The following is a 16,930-nucleotide window of genomic DNA, read 5'->3' on the forward strand; positions in this document are numbered from 1 at the left end:
CACACGATGGCCGCATAACCTGACAGCGTCCGTCAGGTTATGCGGCCGGTGTCCGTGCCGCTCAGGCCTCCTGCCGCCGGCGCTGGGACCACCACACCCCGGCCGCGCCGGCCGCGATCAGTGCGACGCCCGCGGCGCCCAGGGGCAGCACGTCACGCCCCACACCGGTCTTCGGCAGCTCGTCGCCGCCCGGTGCGACCGGCTTGTTGTCGGTGCCGAGGAGCAGCGGGGTGGCCGGGGCGTTCGGCGACGGGTTGGTCGTGCCGAAGGGCACCGGGCCCTGCTGCCAGAAGGTCTTCTTCCCGTCCGTGGTCTGCACGGGCAGACAGATCTTGCCGGCCTTGCTCAGATCGTAGGTGGCCTGGACCGCGTACGACTTGGACTGCCCCGCCGCGAGCGTGCCGACCGGGCAGCTGAAACCGCTGTTCGAACCTTCCGGCAGGTCCTTTTCCGCGATGGCCGAGCAGCCCTGAACGCCCGTGATCTTCAGCGCGTCGAATCCGACGACCAAAAGCCGAATGTCACCGCTGTCCTTGCTGCCGCCGTTCTTCACGACGGCGGTAATCGCCGTCTTTTTCGAACTGTTGTCGACCGAGATCTTCTCCGGCAGCAGCGTGCGCAGCTTCACGCCCGCCGGCGCCTCGTCGACCGCCTTTCCTCCCTTGTCGCTGCCCGTTCCCTGGTCATCGGCGGCGGCCGTGCAGGCGAGGGCCAGCACGGCCGAAAAAGATGCCATGACCAGCGATCCCGCGATGCTCGCCCTGTGACGAGAACTCATGTTCGCCCCCCTTGCAACCCCCTGGACTGCGCCTGAATCCGCAGTACTTGAAGAGGTACCACAAGATTTCCCCGCACTATGCTGGTACGGCTCGAAGTGTGACCGTTGTGTTTCAGCAGAGACGGTCGTTGAGGGGGGTGCGACGCATTGCCGGGAAATATGGGGGAAGCGGGAGAACCGGTGGCGGGCGGGATTCCGGGGCTGCTGGTGAACGCGCGCTATCGGCTGGTCGAAAGCATCGGGCAGGGGGGAATGGGGCGGGTGTGGCGGGCCGTCGACGAAATGCTCGACCGGCTGGTCGCGGTGAAGGAGATACGCATCGACGGGCAGGCCGCGGAGGACAGCCGCACACACCGCGAACGCACTCTGCGCGAGGCGCGGGCGACGGCCCGGATCGACCACCCCAACGTGGTGCGCGTGTACGACGTGGTGGACGAGGGCCAACGCCTCTGGATCGTCATGGAGTTGGTCGCCGGCCGCTCACTGGAGCGGATCATGACGGAGGAGGGCCCACTGAGCCCGCGCGAGACCGCGCGGATCGGCCTGGGCCTGGTGGCCGCGCTCCGCCAAGTACACGCCGGCGGCGTCCTGCACCGGGACATCAAACCGGGAAACGTCCTGGTGGAAACCGGAGCGGGCCGCGTGGTCCTCACCGACTTCGGCATCGCCGCGATCCAGGACACCAAGGCCCTCACCATGGTGGGCATGCTCGTCGGCTCCCCCGACTACATGGCCCCCGAACGCGTCTCCGGCCGCCGCCAGGGCCCACCGTCCGACCTGTGGTCCCTGGGCGCGACCCTCTCCGCGGCCCTGGCGGGCAACTCCCCGTTCACCCGCGACACCACCCTGGCCACCCTGCACGCGGTCCTCTACGAGGAGCCCCGACTCCCGCCGTCAGCAGGCCCGTTGCGCGACCTCCTCGCCGCCCTCCTGGCCAAGGACCCGTCGGCCCGCCCCGGCCTCGCGGAGGTGGAGCAGGCCCTGCGATCGGTGGCGTATCCGCCGGTACCGACCCTCCCCTTCAGGGAGGTGCCGACGGTGGAGGGCGGGTCCGTGGAGAGCGAGCCGGTTCAGCCGACCGAGACGGGCGAGCGGGTGGGGAACGGGGGTCTGGGGGCGGAGTCCCCAGGGGGCGGTGGTCCCGTTCCCGCCCCGACCCCCTCCGTCTCGCTCGCGCGTGCTCAGGCGGTGACCCAGTGTCGTGTGGACGCGCCGGCCGAACCGGCCGCGGAACCCGGGACCGCCGTCGGCCCACACCCCCGCCGGACCGTGCTGCTCGCCGTGCTCGGGGTCGTCGCTGTGGGTGTCGTGGTCGCCGTGCTGGCCGCCACGTCCGGCGGTGGCGGGCGGCGGGAGGGGGCAGGTGGCGGTACCGCCGTGGCGTCGTCGCCCACGACCTCCTCTTCCACGGCAATCTCCCCCGGCTTCTCCCCGACGGTCTCCCCGACCGTCGACGGGACCTCGCGGCCGCACAGTCCGCCGCCCGGTGCCAGGACGGAGGCGGGCGGGTTCGCCTGGGTGCCGCCCAAGGGGTGGCGGCGGGACGTGAAGACGGGGGCCGAGGTGCACTACACCTCGCCGGACGGGCGGCAGGAACTCGTCGGCAAGTCGTCGCTGGCCCGGGGCGACCTCCTGGACAGCTGGAAGCGCTCGGAGAGGGACGCCCAGCAGGGGCGCGACTACGTCAAGATCCGGCTGGCGGAGACCAGATTCCAGGGATACCCGGCGGTCGTCTGGGAGTACACCTTCACCCTCAGGGGCACCCCCTGGCACGCCCGCCTGCTCGGCTTCGACGCGGAAGGGAAGTCGTACCAGATCAACACCTGGTACCAGCCGGAGATCGAGAGGCAGGCCATCAGCCTCTACGACCGCGTCAAGGACAGTTTCACGGTCCTGTGAAACGCGAGGGAGGGAGCCCCGAAGGACTCCCTCCCCGAAACGCGGCCGTGGGCCGGATCAGCCGACGCTCACCTTGTCGACCGGCTCCGCCTCCGCGGCGGGAACCGACCGGCGACCGACGACCTTCTCCTTGATCACGGCGATGGCGACCACGAGCGCCGCGACCAGCACGGACAGCAGCACCGTCGTACGACCACTGCTCTCGCCCTTCGTGTCCGTCAGCATGTAGCCGAGGACGAACACGATCAGTGCGGCCGTCGCCCAGGTCAGGTAGGGGTAGAGCCACATCTTGACGACCAGCTTCTCCGGCGCCTCCCGCTGGATGATCCTCCGCATCCGCAGCTGCGAGAAGCAGATGACCAGCCACACGAACAGAGCCACCGCACCACTGGAGTTGACCAGGAAGAGGAAGACCGAGTCCGGGAACTTGTAGTTGAAGAAGACCGCGGCGAAGCCGAAGAGGACGGAGGCGATGATCGCCGCCAGAGGCACGCCCCGGGACGTCGTACGGGCGAAAGCCTTCGGCGCGTCACCACGCTGACCGAGCGAGAACGCCATCCGGGAGGCCGTGTACAGGCCCGAGTTGAGGCAGGACAGCACCGAGGTCAGCACGATGAAGTTCATGATCTCACCGGCGTGCGGGATGCCCAGGGAGTTCAGGGCGGCGACGTACGAGCCGTCCTTCGCGATCGAGGGGTCGTTCCACGGCAGCAGCGAGACGACGACCAGGATCGAGCCCAGGTAGAAGACGCCGATGCGCCAGATGATGCTGTTGGTCGACTTGGTGACGGCCCGCTGCGGGTCCTCCGACTCGCCGGCCGCCAGCGTCGCGATCTCGCTGCCCATGAAGGAGAAGACGACCAGCAGCACACCCGTGAGGATGGCGCCGGGTCCGTGCGGCAGGAAGCCGCCGTGCGAGGTCAGATTGCCGAAGCTCGCCTTGTCGGCGTGCACGCCCGGCAGGACACCGAAGATGGCCAGCAGGCCGACGACGATGAACGCGCCGATCGCCACGACCTTGATGCCGGCGAACCAGAACTCGAACTCGCCGTAGGAGCCGACCGAGACCAGGTTGGTCGCGGTCAGGACGGTCATCACGATGAGCGCCCAGCCCCACTGCGGTACGGCCGGGATCCAGCCCTCGAGGATCTTCGCGCCGGCGGTGGCCTCGACGGCCAGCACGACGACCCAGAAGAACCAGTAGAGCCAGCCGATGGAGAAGCCGGCCCAGCGTCCGAGCGCGCGGTCGGCGTGCGCGGAGAAGGAACCGGAGGTCGGGTTGGCGGCGGACATCTCGCCGAGCATGCGCATCACCAGCACCACGAGCGTGCCGACGAGGGCGTACGACAGGAGAATGCCCGGTCCCGCGGTAGCGATACCGGAACTGGAACCGACGAAGAGGCCGGCTCCGATGACGCCACCGATCGCGATCATCGTCAGATGGCGGTTTTTGAGTCCTGCTTGGAGGCCCGAACCAGGGGTCATGGACGGATTTCCTTTACGCCAGGGGGAGCAGCTCGCACGAGCGGTGTACGAGCCGGTCCAGTGAAACCGAGGCGAACGGATCCGGGAACCTCTGAATCCAGATCGTTACTTGAGGTTTCCTTGAGGTTCTATGGGTTCAGTCACATTTTCCGGGCTCGACACCCGAGGCTGCTGCCCCGAAACAGGCGTGTCACACTCGTCCCATGCGCGTGTATCTCGGCTCCGACCATGCGGGCTACGAACTCAAGAACCACCTCGTCGAATGGCTCACGGCGGCGGGGCACGAGCCCGTCGACTGCGGGCCTCACATCTATGACGCCCAGGACGACTACCCGCCCTTCTGCCTGCGTGCCGCGGAGAAGGCGGCCGCGGACCCCGAGGCTCTCGGCATCGTGATCGGCGGCTCCGGCAACGGGGAGCAGATCGCCGCGAACAAGGTGAAGGGCGTGCGGGCGGCTCTCGCGTGGAGCGAGGAGACGGCGGCGCTGGGGCGGCAGCACAACAACGCGAACGTCGTGGCCGTGGGTGCGCGGATGCACAGCACGGAGGAGGCGACCAAGTTCGTCGAGGTCTTCCTCAACACGCCGTTCTCCGGTGACGAGCGTCACCTCCGCCGCATCGACATGCTGTCGGCGTACGAGACGACGGGCGACCTGCCCCCGATCCCGCCCCACCACCCGCAGCAGTAAACCTGGGGGCTCCGCCCGCAGGCCCCCGCGCTGCCCACCCACCCGACTAGGTCGGCCGAAGAGGGTGGGCAGGGCGGGATTCGCTGTTCCCGCTCGTCACCCGTCCCTCTGCCGATCGAGACGGGTGGGCGGGTGGGAAAGTCACGGTAGGAAAGGACACAGCCGTGCCAGAAGGGCACACCATCCACCGGCTGGCCCAGGACTACGCCGAGTGCTTCCAGGGCACCGCCCCACGGGTGACCAGCCCCCAGGGCAAGTTCTCGGACGCGGCCGACCTGCTGAACGGCGCCCTCCTCACCGGCACCGAGGCCCACGGCAAGCACCTCTTCCTCCGGTTCCGCGACACCGACTGGGTCCACATCCACCTCGGCCTCTTCGGCAAGGTCGACTTCGGCCCCACCCCCGCACCCCCGCCCACCGACACCGTCCGCCTCCGCCTCGCGAACGCCACCGCGTACGTCGACCTGCGCGGCCCGACGACCTGCGCGCTCATCACGGACCACGAGAAGCGGGCGATACACGACCGCCTCGGCCCCGACCCCCTCCGCACGGACGCCGACCCGGGCGCGGCACACCGGAGGATCTCCCGCAGCCGTACGACGATCGCCGCGCTGCTGATGGACCAGAAGATCATCGCCGGCGTGGGCAACGTCTACCGCGCCGAGGTCCTCTTCCGGCACCGGATCGACCCGTACCGCGCGGGCCGGGACATCACCCCGGCCGAGTGGGACGCCGTCTGGGCCGACCTCGTCGCACTCATGCGCGAGGGCGTGCGCAACAACCGCATCGACACGGTCCGCCCCGAGCACACCCCGAAGGCGATGGGCCGCCCGCCCCGCGTGGACGACCACGGCGGCGAGGTCTACGTCTACCGCCGTGCCACCCTGCCCTGTCACATCTGCGGCACCGAGATCCGCACCGCCGACCTCGCCGCCCGCAACCTCTTCTGGTGCCCGACCTGTCAGAAGCCCTGAACGGGAGCCGTCAGAAGCCGTGCGGCAGCCACGGGACCACCGGTGAGGCGAACGCCACCGACGCCTCCGTCAGCGCCCCGTCCCGCAGTTCCCGTACCCGGCCGGCCGCCGCCAGCGACAGCAGGCTCACACCGCCGAGGTAGGCCGCGCCCAACTCCCGTACGGACAGGGTGAGATCGGCCGCGTCGGTCGTACGTTCGCAGGACGCGCCCTTGGTGTCGCCGGTCAGTCGCCAACGCCCCGCGTTCCAGGGGCAGAAGTCGTCCGCCACTTCGAACACGACGTCCACCGGCGTCTGGTAGGTGCGCGCCGCCAGCGCCGCACCGACGTCGACGAGACGGACGTAGCACGAGTCCCGCAGTCGCGGCACGCAGCGCCGGATGTCGGAGACCAGGTACTGCCACGCATCGTCGACCGGCCGCCCCCGCACGGTCAGGTTCGTCATCAGGTCGATGTCGAACAGGAAGCGCCACAGCGCCGCATCGGTCGCCGGGTCCAGTGCGGCGAGGTCCTCCAGCGACACCGTGCCGTTGTGCCCGGTCGGCCCCCAGCCCAGCTTGGTGCGGAAGCGGGCGTACCCGGTGACCTCGCCGTCCCGCTCGGCGACCACGCACTGCAGCGCGGACGCGCCGTCCCGCTCGCTCTCCGGGTCGAGCAGCGCCACCCGCTCCCAGCCGGGCCGGCGGGCCAGCATCCCGGGCCGGCGCGGCACCAGCGCCGCGTACACCGCCTCGCACTCGGCGAGGACGTCGGCGGGCTGCGCGTACCGCAGCCGTATCTCCTCGGTACCGGCCGGCAGGGCCGGCTGCACCCGGCTCGTGTCGATCTCGGCGTGCAGCTGGAAAGTGGCGGCGCCGTACCCGAAGCGGCCGTAGATGGCCGGCTCGGAGGCCGTCAGCACCGCCAGCGGCTCGCCCAGGGCGCGCACGTCGTCCAGCTGGCGCCGCATCATCGAGGTCAGCACGCCGCGCCGCCGGTGCGTGGCGGCCACGCTCACCATGGTGACGCCCGCGGCGGGTACCAGGGACCCGCCCGGCACGGTCATCCGGAAGCTGAACGCCCCCGCCGTCCCCACCAGCTCGTCCCCGTCCCAGGTGGCCAGGGAGCGGTCGAACTCGGTGAGCGATTTGTCCAGTTCACGCTCCTCGGACGACGTCTGACCCGCGCCGAAGGCACGGATCAGGTTGTCCCACCATCCGTCCCACTCCTCGGGGCGCAATACCTTCAACTCGGTCGTACGGTCAGTCGCCATGAGCCATGCCTATCAGGGCATTGCGGGACGAGCCAGTGAATTTCTCCCGGGCGGCGGCGCGATGGCCCTCCGTGCCGTTCACTGTGTAGTTGAACCGCGAAGTTAAGCCTCTCACGGGGGACAAGTGGGACCTCCCGTGCCAAGCGGCTGGTCCGATCGATAGGGTCCCGAACTAATGGCAGCAGGACGAGAGCGGCGCGCGAAGGCCGAGACGTTCACGGCCCGGTGGAAGATGCAGTGGCACCGGGTCCGCGTCGGCCTGCGCAGAAGCGCCGTGGACTACTTCCGCGGCGACGGCTCGGACTGGATCGCGCTCGCCGGTCTGCTGCTCACCATCCCCGTTCTGGCGGCCATGACCCTCGCCAACTCGGTGTGGTGCTCCCCGGGCACCCTCGTGCTGCCGATCGTCGCGGGCGGCCTGCTGCTGCGCCCGGCGAGCCTGCTCGGCCTGTACGCGGCGGCGGCCACCGCGCTGATCGTGGAGTCGGTGCGGCTCGGCCCGTACACCGAGGGGCCCTCACGGGTCACCCCCGGTGTGGTCCTGGTGGTCGCCGCGTGCGGCTTCTTCGGTCTGCTGACCGCGCAGTTCCGCAGCCGGGTCGGCGTGCCCTGGCGGCGCGGCGGCACCATGCTCTTCGACCTGCGCGAGCGGATCCGGGTGCAGAGCAAGCTGCCGAAGCTGCCGCTCGGCTGGCACCACGAGATGGCGCTGCGCCCGGCGGGCGGCCAGTCCTTCTCGGGCGACTTCGTCGTCGCGGCCCGTACGAACAGCGGCCGCACCCTGGAGGTCGTGCTCACGGACGTGTCCGGCAAGGGCATGGATGCGGGATCGCGTGCGCTGCTGCTGTCGGGCGCGTTCGGGGGACTGCTGGGCTCCCTCGCCCCGCACGCCTTCCTCCCGGCCGCCAACGGCTACCTGCTCCGCCAGGACTGGGACGAGGGCTTCGCCACCTCCATCCACCTGGTGCTGGACCTGGACTCCGGGGACTACGAGCTGTACTCGGCGGGCCATCCGCCGGGGCTGCAGCTGAGCGCCGGCAGCGGCCGCTGGGAGGAGAAGGCGGCCGAGGGCCCGCTGCTGGGTGTGTACGACGGCGCCCAGTTCGACTCCGTGAAGGGCTCGCTGCGCCCCGGGGACGTGTTGATGCTGTTCACGGACGGACTGGTGGAAACCTCCGACCGCGACATCGTGGAGGGCATCGACCGCCTCACCGGAGAGGCCGACCGCTATGTCGCCGGCGGCTTCCACGGCGCCGCCTGGCACCTCATCGAGGCGGTCGCGAAGGACGTCAACGACGACCGGGCCCTGCTCCTGATCTGCCGCCAGGCAGCGCCTGCGACAGCCCGCTGAGCCACCCCTCGGGAACGCCGGGGGTGGGGTTTTCCCCCGCCCGGATCCGCCAGCCGTCCGCATGGTCCGGCCACCCTCCGTATCCGTACGGTCGAGACACGTCACCGAACGCCCACGGACCGGAGGGACCCCCCATGCCAAGCGACTGGGCCGTAGAGCTGCACGGAGTAACGCGCCACTACGGCCGCGGAGGCTCCGCCGTGCACGCCCTGCGCGGCATCGACCTCGCCCTTCCCGCCGGCACCTTCACCGCGGTGATGGGGCCCTCCGGCTCCGGCAAGTCCACGTTCCTGCAGTGCGCGGCGGGCCTGGACCGTCCCACCGCGGGCCGGGTCGTGCTCGGCGGCACGGACATCACCGGGCTGAGCGAGAACAAGCTGACCGCACTGCGCCGCACCCGCCTCGGCTTCGTCTTCCAGGCCTTCAATCTCCTCCCCTCCCTCACGGTCGAACAGAACATCGTCCTGCCCACGCGGCTGGCCGGCCACCGACCCGACCGCCGCCGCTCGGCCGAGGTGCTCGCCCAGGTCGGCCTCGCCGACAAGGCCCGCCGCCGCCCGAGCGAGCTGTCCGGCGGCCAGCAGCAGCGCGTGGCCGTCGCCCGGGCCCTGGTCACCCGCCCCGACGTCGTCTTCGCGGACGAGCCCACCGGCGCCCTGGACACCAGCACGGCCGGCGAGATCCTCGCCCTGCTCCGCGATGCCGTGGACACCCAGCGCGCCACGATCGTCATGGTCACCCACGACCCGTCGGCCGCAGCCTGGGCCGACCGAGTCCTGTTCCTGGCCGACGGCCAACTGGTCGACCACCTGGACCGAGCCCCCGCAGCCCACATCGCGTCCCGCATGACGGCCCTCACCAGCCACGCCGCCCGCACCCGCCCCGCCGCCTGACGCCCCGCCCACCGACGGCGAGCACACTCCCAGATCCCACCCGCCCCCGCCGACGGCGCCCCGCCCCGCGGGGTCCACACGCCCGCACCGACGCTTCGAGCCCGCCCCACCCCCGCCACTGACCGACGTCCGGCACGGGTCGACGGTGCATCCGCCCCGTGGGGTCCACGTGCCCGCCGCACCCACGCCACTGACCGACGCCCGCCACCCGCCGACGGCGCATCCGCCCCGCGGGCTCCACGTGCCCGCCCCACCCGCGCCACTGACCGACGTCCGGCACGGGCCGACGGCGCCCCGCCCCGCGGGGTCCACACGCCCGCGCCGACGCTTCGAGCCCGCCCCACCCCCGTCACTGACCGACGTCCGGCACGGGTCGACGGCGCCCCGCCCCGCGGGGTCCACACGCCCGCGCCGACGCTTCGAGCCCGCCCCACCACCGTCACTGACCCACGTCCCGCACCCGCCGACGGCGCATCCGCCCCACAGGGGCCACCCGCACCCGACGACGAAAGCAGTACGGGTGGTGCGGGTGGGAGACACATCCCCGCCGAAGGCGAAGCCGAGGCGGACCGACCCCGAACGGCACCCAGATGCGCCCCAACGGCCTGGCAAGAGCATCCCTCCGCTTCAAGCCCTCCACCTTCATCGGCACTTTCATCGCCCTCGCCCTCGCCGCGATGATCGTGGCGGCCTGCGGGATCCTCCTGGAGACCGGCGCCCGCGCCAAGGTCCCACCTCAGCGCTACGCCCACGCCCCGGTCGTCGCCGCAGCCGACCAACGCGTCCGCCCTGGCCACGCCGACGACGGCGACAACCAGCCCGTACCGGACCGAGCCCGCCTCGACGACGACCTGACCGCCAAGGCGGCCACCGCCCCCGGCGCCCGCACCGCCGTACCCGACATCACCTTCCCGGTACGCGGCCCCCACGGCGCCCCGTACACCGCCCACAACTGGACCTCCACCACCTTCACCGGCGAGCACCTCACCACCGGCCGCCCACCCGCCTCCGGCGAAGTCGTACTCGCCCACGACAGCACCGACAGCACCGACAGCACCAAAAACACCGAAACCACCGAAACCGGCGAAGTCACCCACACCGTCGGCGACCACATCACCCTCACCACCCCCGACGGCACACACACCACCTACCGCATCTCAGGCCTCACCCAAGCCCCCGACACCACCGTCTGGTTCGCCGACCCCGACGCCCTACGGCACTCCGGGCACCCCGGCCGAGTCGACGCCATCGCCGTACCCCCGAAGCCCGGCGTCACCCCCGCCACCCTCAGGTCCCAGGTCGCCCGCGCGCTCGGCCACCACGCCCTCGTGCACACCGGCGACGACCGAGGAGCCGTGGAGGACCCCTCCCTCGCCCAGGCGCGAGAACTGCTCGCCGGACTCGGCGGCTCCTTCGGCGGCATCGCCACGCTGGTCGCCCTCTTCACCGCCGCCGGCACCGTCGCCCTCGGCATCGGCCAACGCGCCCGCGAGTTCGCCCTGTTGCGAGCCATCGGCACCACCCCGCGCCAGATCCGCCGCACCATCGCCACCGAGGCCCTCCTCGTCGCCCCGCCGGCCGGCGCGGTCGGCTGCCTGCCCGGCATCGCGCTGGCCCACTGGTGGTTCGGCCAGCTCCAGGACAAGGGGGCCGTCCCGCACGCCGTACGACTCTCCGTCTCCTGGATCCCGCTGCTCAGCGCGGTCGGCACCGTCTTTCTCACCGCCCTGTGCGCCGGCTACCTGGCCGCCCGCCGCAGCTCCCGCATCAAGCCGGGCCAGGCGCTCGGCGAGGCGTCCGTGGAGCGGCTGCGCATCGGCTGGATCCGCACCCCCCTCGGCCTGGCCGCCGCCGTGGGCGGCTGCGTCTGCGCGGGCCTCGCCTCCTCGCTGAACGGCGAGGACGCGGCCAACGCGGCCCTCGGCATCGTGTGCCTGTTCATGCTCGCCGTCGCCCTGCTCGGCCCGCTGGTCGCCCGTGCCTGCGCCGCCCTGTTCGGGCTGCCGCTGCGCGGTGCCGGCGCCCCGGCCGCGCTCGCCGCCGCCAACTCCCGCACCAACGCCCGCCGGCTCGCCTCCGCGATCACCCCGATCGTGCTCGCCATGGCCTTCGCCTCGGTCCTGGTCTTCCTGCAGACCAGCGAGGACAAGACCACCGCCGACCAGCAGCGCGCCGGCGTCACCGCCGACCACATCGTCACGGCCGAGCCGGGTCTCGCCCCCGACGCCGTACGCCGGGCCCGATACACCCCCCAGGTCACCGCGGCCGTCGGCCTGTTGCGCAGCTCGGTCCTGGTCCCGGTCGCCGGCTCCCTGCGCTCCGCCTCCGCCCAGGGCGTCACCGGTTCCGTGCGCGACCTGGCCGCCGTCCAGGACCTGGACGTCCGGCACGGGCGCCTGACCCTGCGGCCCGGCGAGATCGCCGTGGACGCCGGTCTCGCCCGCGACGCCCATGTGCGCGTCGGCCGACGCCTGCGCCTGTACCTGCCCGACGGCACACGGGCCGCCCCGCTGGTCGTGGCGACGTACGGCCGCGGCATGGGCCTGTCCGAGCTGACGATGAGCCGCGCCGACCTCGCCGGCCACGTCACCTCCGCCTTCGACACACAGCTGTGGACGAAGGGCGGTACGACGGCCGGGCTCGCCCCCCTCGGCACGGTGCTGGACCGGGCCGGCTACTCCGCCGCCCAGTCCCTGGACCGGCAGCTCAACGCCTGGGCCAACGCCGTGATGGCCGCCGTACTCGGCGGGTTCGCGGCCGTCGCCGCCGGCAACACGCTGGTGATGACCGTCCTGGCCCGGCGCCGCGAACTCGGCACCCTGCGGCTGATCGGCTCCACGCGGCGGCAGATCCTGCGCATGATCCGCTGGGAGGCCCTGCTGGTCACCCTCGCGGGCATCGCGCTCGGCACCGCCATCGCGGTGGCCACGCTGGTGCCGATGACGAACGGGCTGACCGGACAGGGCCCGTACATCCCGCCCGTGGTCTACGGCGCCTTCGCCGGCGGCATCCTGCTGCTCGGGCTGACCGCGGTCACCGTCCCGGCCCGCGCGGCACTGCGCCGGGAGACACTGGACGAGTGACCGAGACACCACTCACCCTGGCCGAGGTCGAGAGCCTCGCCCGCACCGCGCACGCGGGGCAGACCGACAAGGCGGGACGGCCGTACGCGGAGCACCTCGCGGCCGTCGCCGACGGGGTGCGCGCCCGCGGCGGGGACCCCGAGCAGATCGCGGCGGCCTGGCTGCACGACTCCGTCGAGGACGACGCGCTGAGCGAGGAGTGGCTGACGGCAGCCGCCCTGACCCCGCGCACCAAGGCCATCGTGCGTGCCGTCACCAAGCGGCCGGGGGAGGAGCCGGACGCGTACGCGCGCCGGATCCTCGCCACCCCGGGCGCGCTGCTGGTGAAGCAGGCCGACCTGGCGCACAACGCCGACCCGGAGCGGCTCGCGGTCCTGGACGAGCCGACCCGGAAACGACTGACCGAGAAGTACGCACGGATGCGCGCACTTCTCGGTCCGGAGCAGCGAGGCCAGACGTTCGAGCAGCGGAGCTAGACGCCGACCTTCTGGCGCTCGCGCTCCTTCTGCTGGCGCTCGCGGGCCAGTTCGGCCGCGTCCTGCTTGAACGCCCACTCCATCTTCGGCTCCATCGCGAACCGGAAGACCCGCTGCACGGGCCGGGTGCAGAGCAGCGTGACGACGGCGGCCGCGACGACGGTCACCGCGATCTCGCCGAGCGGGTGGTGCAGCCAGGTGTGGTCGAACCAGCCCCGGTAGTCGGCGAGCTTCACCAGGAAGCCGTGCAGCAGATAGCCGTACAGGGTGCCCGCGCCGAGCGCCGTGAACCACATCTTCCGGCGCGGCACCCAGGCGAAGAAGCAGGCCGTCAGCACCAGCGAACAGCCCAGCATCGCGAGCACCATCACCGGGCCGCACCACCACGGCGCGCCCAGCTCCTGCGCGGAGTCGCGGTGGTAGAACCAGGCGGTGTTCATGCGCGGCACCGCCCACCAGCCGACCGCCAGCGCGACGGCGAAGACGGGCACCGAGGCGATCCGCACCGAGCGGCGGCGCACCAGCTGGAAGTGCTCGGGCTTCATGCACAGGCCGAGCACGAAGTACGGCAGGAACTGCAGGACGCGCTGGAGGTCGAGGTCGTCCCCGATGCTCGGCGTGATGCTGGCCAGCATGGCGAGGCCGACGGCCAGCGGCAGCGGCCGGCGCACCAGCTTCCAGATCGGTGTCGTCAGCCGCCAGACGAACAGCGCTACCAGGAACCAGGTCAGGTACCAGGGATCGAGGAGGCTGATCGGCTCGTGGGAGCCGTCGACGGCGTTCTTGAAGAGCGGGTACGCGGTCTCGAAGAGGACGTACGGCACGGCGACACCGGTGATGAGCCGCTTCAGCCGGTCCGGGCGCATGTCGAAACTGCGCGAGAAGAAGCCGGAGATGATGATGAACGCCGGCATGTGGAAGGTGTACACGACGGTGTACATGCCCTCCAGGATCCGGCTGTCGCCCTTCAGCGGTTCCCAGGCGTGGCCGATCGCGACGAGCACGATCGCCAGGTACTTGGCGTTGTCGAAGAACGAGTCGCGCTGTTTGCCCGGTCTGTCCGTGGGCGGCTGCCGCTTCTGCGTACTCATCGGGGTACGCGGACTGGGCACTCCGTCCGCCGGCGACTGTGCCGGGGGGAGCGGCCTGCGGCTGTGGCCGGGGGACGAGGCGGCGTCAAACATCTCAGGCACCCTAGCGTCGACTGTGGGATTTCGTAAAACCCCCGTGGTCATTCCTGGTTATCATCTTCGGATACCCACTGATTTACATGTCTTGCCTCCCCTGTCCACGTGATGATGGGCACAGCCAACCCCTCCGTTCAGCCTCAATGTCCCGATTCATCCCGACTAATTGGGGCATAGTGCGCCCCTGTGTCATCAATTCGAATTCCCTGCGCACATGATGTGTGGACACCGAAACGAAGCTGCGCAATTCCCTGTGGAGTCAGGCGCCGGTGTCCCGTCGAATTACCGTGCGGGGCATCGCCCGCCGCGGGTGCTTGTCCAACGTTGCGTCACGAACCGCATACAGCGGCCGGGTTGGTGGCACGATGGTTCTGGCGGGGGTGCGGGGCCGTACCCCCGGGCCGGGAGAGCGGACCGACCGAGGGTGTGATCAGTTGTGGCCATTTCACTGTCTGTGGTGCTGCTGTTGGCGATCATCCTTGTGGTGCTGATCCGAGGCGGGAGCATCAAACCGGGCCCGGCCATCGTCGCCGTCCTCTTCGGTTTCTTCCTCGCCTCCACCGGCATGGCACCCTCCATCAACCGGTTCCTGAACTCGATAGCGGAGACCATCAACCAGATCAAGTTCTGACGCCGGCGGGGGGCCGGCGGAGCTGGACAACTGAAACAACGGGGGGATGTACGGGGATGGCGCTGCGCGACTCGGATCCGCGAGAAGTGGGCGGCTACCGGATCGAGGGCCGTCTCGGCAGCGGCGGCATGGGAGTGGTCTACCTGGCCCGCTCCGCCTCCGGCCGCCGGCTCGCCGTGAAGGTCGTCCACGGCCAGTACGCCGACGACGACGAGTTCCGCATCCGCTTCCGCCGCGAGGTGGCCGCCGCCCGTCAGGTCAGCGGCGCCTTCACGGCGCCCGTGGTGGACGCGGGCGCCGACGCGCCGCGCCCCTGGATGGCCACGCTCTACATCCCCGGCGAGGACCTCGGCACCCACGTCCGCCGCCACGGACCCCTGCCGCCCCACCGGCTGCGCGCACTCGCCGCCGGCCTCGCCGAGGCCCTGCGCGACATCCACCGAGCCGGCGTGGTCCACCGCGACCTGAAGCCGGCCAACGTGATGCTCGCCGACGACGGCCCCCGGGTCATCGACTTCGGCATCTCCCGCGCGGCCGAGTCGGCCGCCGCCGACGCTCTCACCCAGACCGGGCGCGTGATGGGCACCCCGCCCTTCATGTCGCCGGAGCAGTTCTCCTCCCCGCACGAGGTCGGACCGGCCGCCGACATCTTCTCCCTGGGCGCGGTCCTGGTGTACGCCGCCACCCGGCACGGCCCCTTCGACAGCGCGAGCCCCTGGGAGACGGCCACGAAGGTCGTCGAGGGCGAGCCCGAACTCGACGGCCTGCCGGACGATCTGCTCCCCTTCATCCGGCTCTGCCTGGAAAAGCACCCCAAGTCCCGGCCGACCCCCGACGAACTCCTGACCCTCCTGCGCGAGGGCCGCCTGCCGGACCCGCGCCCGGAGCCCGAGCCGCAGGAGAGCGCGCCCACCCGCCCACGCACCCGGCGCCGCAAGCTCTGGCCGGCCGCGACCGCGGGAGCCCTGGTGCTCGCGGCGGCGGCCTCCGCGACCGCACTGCGACTGACGGGGGGAGAGCACGGCCCGCCCGGTGACCTGCCCCCGGGGTGGCACGCCTGGCAGGCCCGGGAGACCGACAAGAAGACCACCCCGAGCGGGGCGTTCACCTCGTGCACCGCGCTCGACGGCGGGCTGGTCTGCGCCGGTGACGGCCTCAAGGCCGTCCGCTTCTCGCTGGCCACCGGCAAGGTCGCCTGGAGCCTCCCGGAGGACGACCACCCCGACCGGAGCACCAGCGGCGGCGGCTACCCGGACAGCGGAGTGATCGGCACGCACGGACACGATGTCTACACCGTCGCCGACACAAGGGTCCGCTCGGACCAGAACAGCCACTTCGTCTTCCAGGCCGTCGACGCCCGCACCGGAAAGATCCGCTGGAACAGGCCCCTCGGCGAGGTGAAGCCCACCGCGGTGGAGGGCACGGTGACGGTCACCGACGACGGGCCGATCGTCACCTACGGCAAGGACGGCAAGACCTACTCCCTGCTGGACACCGCCCGCGGCACCCCCCGCTGGAAGCGCACCATGCCCACGAACGACACCTGCGGGCTGCGCAGCGCGGACGGGAACGGCTACCTCGTGTGCGTCGACGGCAACAGCACGCACACCACGATCACCCGGATCGACCCCGCCCACGGCGCGGCCCGCTGGACCACCGAGGTGGCCGGCCCCCTCACGCTGGCCGGCCAGACCGGCCACCGCCTGGTCCTCATCACCTCCCCGGACTCCCCCGTGGGCCCCGACGAGTCCAAGATTCCCCCCTACCGGCGCATCACCCTCCTGAACCTCGCCGACCGCTCACCGCACGTGGTCCCACTGGACCGCTCCGTGCCCTGGGCCGCCACCCCCACCATGGCCGACGGAACCCTCTACTTCGTCCTCGACAGCGGCGAGGTCCGCGCCGTCGCCCCGGCCACCGGCCACACCCTCTGGGACACCCCCTCCTCCGTCGAACGCCCCGGCGCCCCCGCCGTCTCCGGGACCTACGTCCTCCTCTCCTCCCCGGGCGGCCGCCTCGCCGCCCTGGACCGCCGCACCGGCAAGGAACTCCACAGCGTCCCCGGCCGCAGCACCAGCCTGGAACCCTTCACCAGCTACGCCGGCACACCCCCGGTCCTCCGGGGAGACGCCGTCTACGTCGCCTACGGCACCCGCTCGGTGTACAGCGTGAACATCAGGACCCTGTGACAGGTGGTGGTCGAGACCCCGGGAACGACTGAAGGCCCAGGGA

General features: G+C 71.5%; 13 protein-coding genes. 9 read left to right on the top strand and 4 right to left on the bottom strand.

Going from position 1 to position 16,930, the window contains the following annotated elements; translation table 11 throughout:
* Positions 1-61 precede the first annotated feature (61 nt).
* The gene (locus ACIF83_RS02185) at positions 62-736 is read right to left on the bottom strand and encodes an LPXTG cell wall anchor domain-containing protein (RefSeq protein ID WP_399722854.1); all 675 of its coding nucleotides are present in this window, start codon (positions 734-736) and stop codon (positions 62-64) included.
* 294 nt (positions 737-1,030) lie between these two features.
* Here ACIF83_RS02185 and ACIF83_RS02190 point away from each other — a divergent pair, with 294 nt between their 5' ends.
* Positions 1,031-2,677 carry a serine/threonine-protein kinase gene (locus tag ACIF83_RS02190; protein WP_399723147.1) on the top strand — a complete coding sequence of 549 codons (1,647 nt, stop codon included), beginning with the start codon at positions 1,031-1,033 and terminating at the stop codon, positions 2,675-2,677.
* 57 nt (positions 2,678-2,734) lie between these two features.
* Here ACIF83_RS02190 and ACIF83_RS02195 read toward each other — a convergent pair whose 3' ends face one another.
* Positions 2,735-4,162 carry an amino acid permease gene (locus ACIF83_RS02195; RefSeq protein ID WP_393464892.1) on the bottom strand — a complete coding sequence of 476 codons (1,428 nt, stop codon included), beginning with the start codon at positions 4,160-4,162 and terminating at the stop codon, positions 2,735-2,737.
* 203 nt (positions 4,163-4,365) lie between these two features.
* Here ACIF83_RS02195 and ACIF83_RS02200 point away from each other — a divergent pair, with 203 nt between their 5' ends.
* Both ACIF83_RS02200 and ACIF83_RS02205 read left to right on the top strand, forming a co-directional pair.
* Positions 4,366-4,851: a ribose-5-phosphate isomerase gene (locus ACIF83_RS02200; protein WP_393464894.1), complete on the top strand. Its 486-nt coding sequence runs from the start codon at positions 4,366-4,368 to the stop codon at positions 4,849-4,851.
* A 164-nt stretch (positions 4,852-5,015) separates the two neighbouring features.
* Complete coding sequence (locus ACIF83_RS02205; RefSeq protein WP_399722856.1) at positions 5,016-5,825, top strand: Fpg/Nei family DNA glycosylase; 810 nt, start codon at positions 5,016-5,018, stop codon at positions 5,823-5,825.
* Positions 5,826-5,835: 10 nt separating this feature from the next.
* Here ACIF83_RS02205 and ACIF83_RS02210 read toward each other — a convergent pair whose 3' ends face one another.
* Positions 5,836-7,077: a GNAT family N-acetyltransferase gene (locus ACIF83_RS02210; RefSeq protein ID WP_399722858.1), complete on the bottom strand. Its 1,242-nt coding sequence runs from the start codon at positions 7,075-7,077 to the stop codon at positions 5,836-5,838.
* Between the two features lie 175 nt (positions 7,078-7,252).
* On the opposite strand from ACIF83_RS02210, the gene ACIF83_RS02215 reads away from it, so the two are divergent.
* The 4 genes from ACIF83_RS02215 (at position 7,253) to ACIF83_RS02230 (ending at position 12,880) form a co-directional block, all read left to right on the top strand.
* Positions 7,253-8,428, top strand: a complete 1,176-nt coding sequence (locus ACIF83_RS02215; protein ID WP_393464902.1) for a PP2C family protein-serine/threonine phosphatase — start codon at positions 7,253-7,255, stop codon at positions 8,426-8,428.
* 134 nt (positions 8,429-8,562) lie between these two features.
* Positions 8,563-9,321 carry an ABC transporter ATP-binding protein gene (locus tag ACIF83_RS02220; RefSeq protein ID WP_399722861.1) on the top strand — a complete coding sequence of 253 codons (759 nt, stop codon included), beginning with the start codon at positions 8,563-8,565 and terminating at the stop codon, positions 9,319-9,321.
* 590 nt (positions 9,322-9,911) lie between these two features.
* Positions 9,912-12,404, top strand: coding sequence for an ABC transporter permease (locus ACIF83_RS02225; protein WP_399722863.1), 2,493 nt, complete (start codon positions 9,912-9,914; stop codon positions 12,402-12,404).
* Complete coding sequence (locus ACIF83_RS02230; RefSeq protein ID WP_393464908.1) at positions 12,401-12,880, top strand: HD domain-containing protein; 480 nt, start codon at positions 12,401-12,403, stop codon at positions 12,878-12,880. The genes ACIF83_RS02225 and ACIF83_RS02230 overlap by 4 nt, the downstream gene beginning before the upstream one ends.
* Here the strand turns inward: ACIF83_RS02230 and ACIF83_RS02235 are convergent.
* Positions 12,877-13,971 carry an acyltransferase family protein gene (locus tag ACIF83_RS02235; RefSeq protein ID WP_393464911.1) on the bottom strand — a complete coding sequence of 365 codons (1,095 nt, stop codon included), beginning with the start codon at positions 13,969-13,971 and terminating at the stop codon, positions 12,877-12,879. The two genes, ACIF83_RS02230 and ACIF83_RS02235, sit on opposite strands and share 4 nt — an antisense overlap.
* Before the next feature lie 532 nt (positions 13,972-14,503).
* Here ACIF83_RS02235 and ACIF83_RS02240 point away from each other — a divergent pair.
* Together ACIF83_RS02240 and ACIF83_RS02245 are read left to right on the top strand one after the other, a co-directional pair.
* Complete coding sequence (locus tag ACIF83_RS02240) at positions 14,504-14,698, top strand: hypothetical protein (RefSeq protein ID WP_145878385.1); 195 nt, start codon at positions 14,504-14,506, stop codon at positions 14,696-14,698.
* Positions 14,699-14,754: 56 nt separating this feature from the next.
* Positions 14,755-16,887 carry a PQQ-binding-like beta-propeller repeat protein gene (locus ACIF83_RS02245; RefSeq protein ID WP_399722866.1) on the top strand — a complete coding sequence of 711 codons (2,133 nt, stop codon included), beginning with the start codon at positions 14,755-14,757 and terminating at the stop codon, positions 16,885-16,887.
* Positions 16,888-16,930 lie beyond the last annotated feature (43 nt).

It is taken from the genome of Streptomyces sp. NPDC085866 (assembly GCF_044541035.1).
Taxonomy (GTDB): domain Bacteria; phylum Actinomycetota; class Actinomycetes; order Streptomycetales; family Streptomycetaceae; genus Streptomyces.

What these genes read in the sequence shown, in the direction of transcription:
- ACIF83_RS02185 (WP_399722854.1), bottom strand. Translation starts at nt 736, where the DNA reads ATGGCATCTTTTTCGGCCGTGCTGGCCCTCGCCTGCACGGCCGCCGCC.
- ACIF83_RS02190 (WP_399723147.1), top strand. Translation starts at nt 1,031, where the DNA reads ATGGGGCGGGTGTGGCGGGCCGTCGACGAAATGCTCGACCGGCTGGTC.
- ACIF83_RS02195 (WP_393464892.1), bottom strand. Translation starts at nt 4,162, where the DNA reads ATGACCCCTGGTTCGGGCCTCCAAGCAGGACTCAAAAACCGCCATCTG.
- ACIF83_RS02200 (WP_393464894.1), top strand. Translation starts at nt 4,366, where the DNA reads ATGCGCGTGTATCTCGGCTCCGACCATGCGGGCTACGAACTCAAGAAC.
- ACIF83_RS02210 (WP_399722858.1), bottom strand. Translation starts at nt 7,077, where the DNA reads ATGGCGACTGACCGTACGACCGAGTTGAAGGTATTGCGCCCCGAGGAG.
- ACIF83_RS02215 (WP_393464902.1), top strand. Translation starts at nt 7,253, where the DNA reads ATGGCAGCAGGACGAGAGCGGCGCGCGAAGGCCGAGACGTTCACGGCC.
- ACIF83_RS02220 (WP_399722861.1), top strand. Translation starts at nt 8,563, where the DNA reads ATGCCAAGCGACTGGGCCGTAGAGCTGCACGGAGTAACGCGCCACTAC.
- ACIF83_RS02225 (WP_399722863.1), top strand. Translation starts at nt 9,912, where the DNA reads ATGCGCCCCAACGGCCTGGCAAGAGCATCCCTCCGCTTCAAGCCCTCC.
- ACIF83_RS02235 (WP_393464911.1), bottom strand. Translation starts at nt 13,971, where the DNA reads ATGAGTACGCAGAAGCGGCAGCCGCCCACGGACAGACCGGGCAAACAG.
- ACIF83_RS02245 (WP_399722866.1), top strand. Translation starts at nt 14,755, where the DNA reads ATGGCGCTGCGCGACTCGGATCCGCGAGAAGTGGGCGGCTACCGGATC.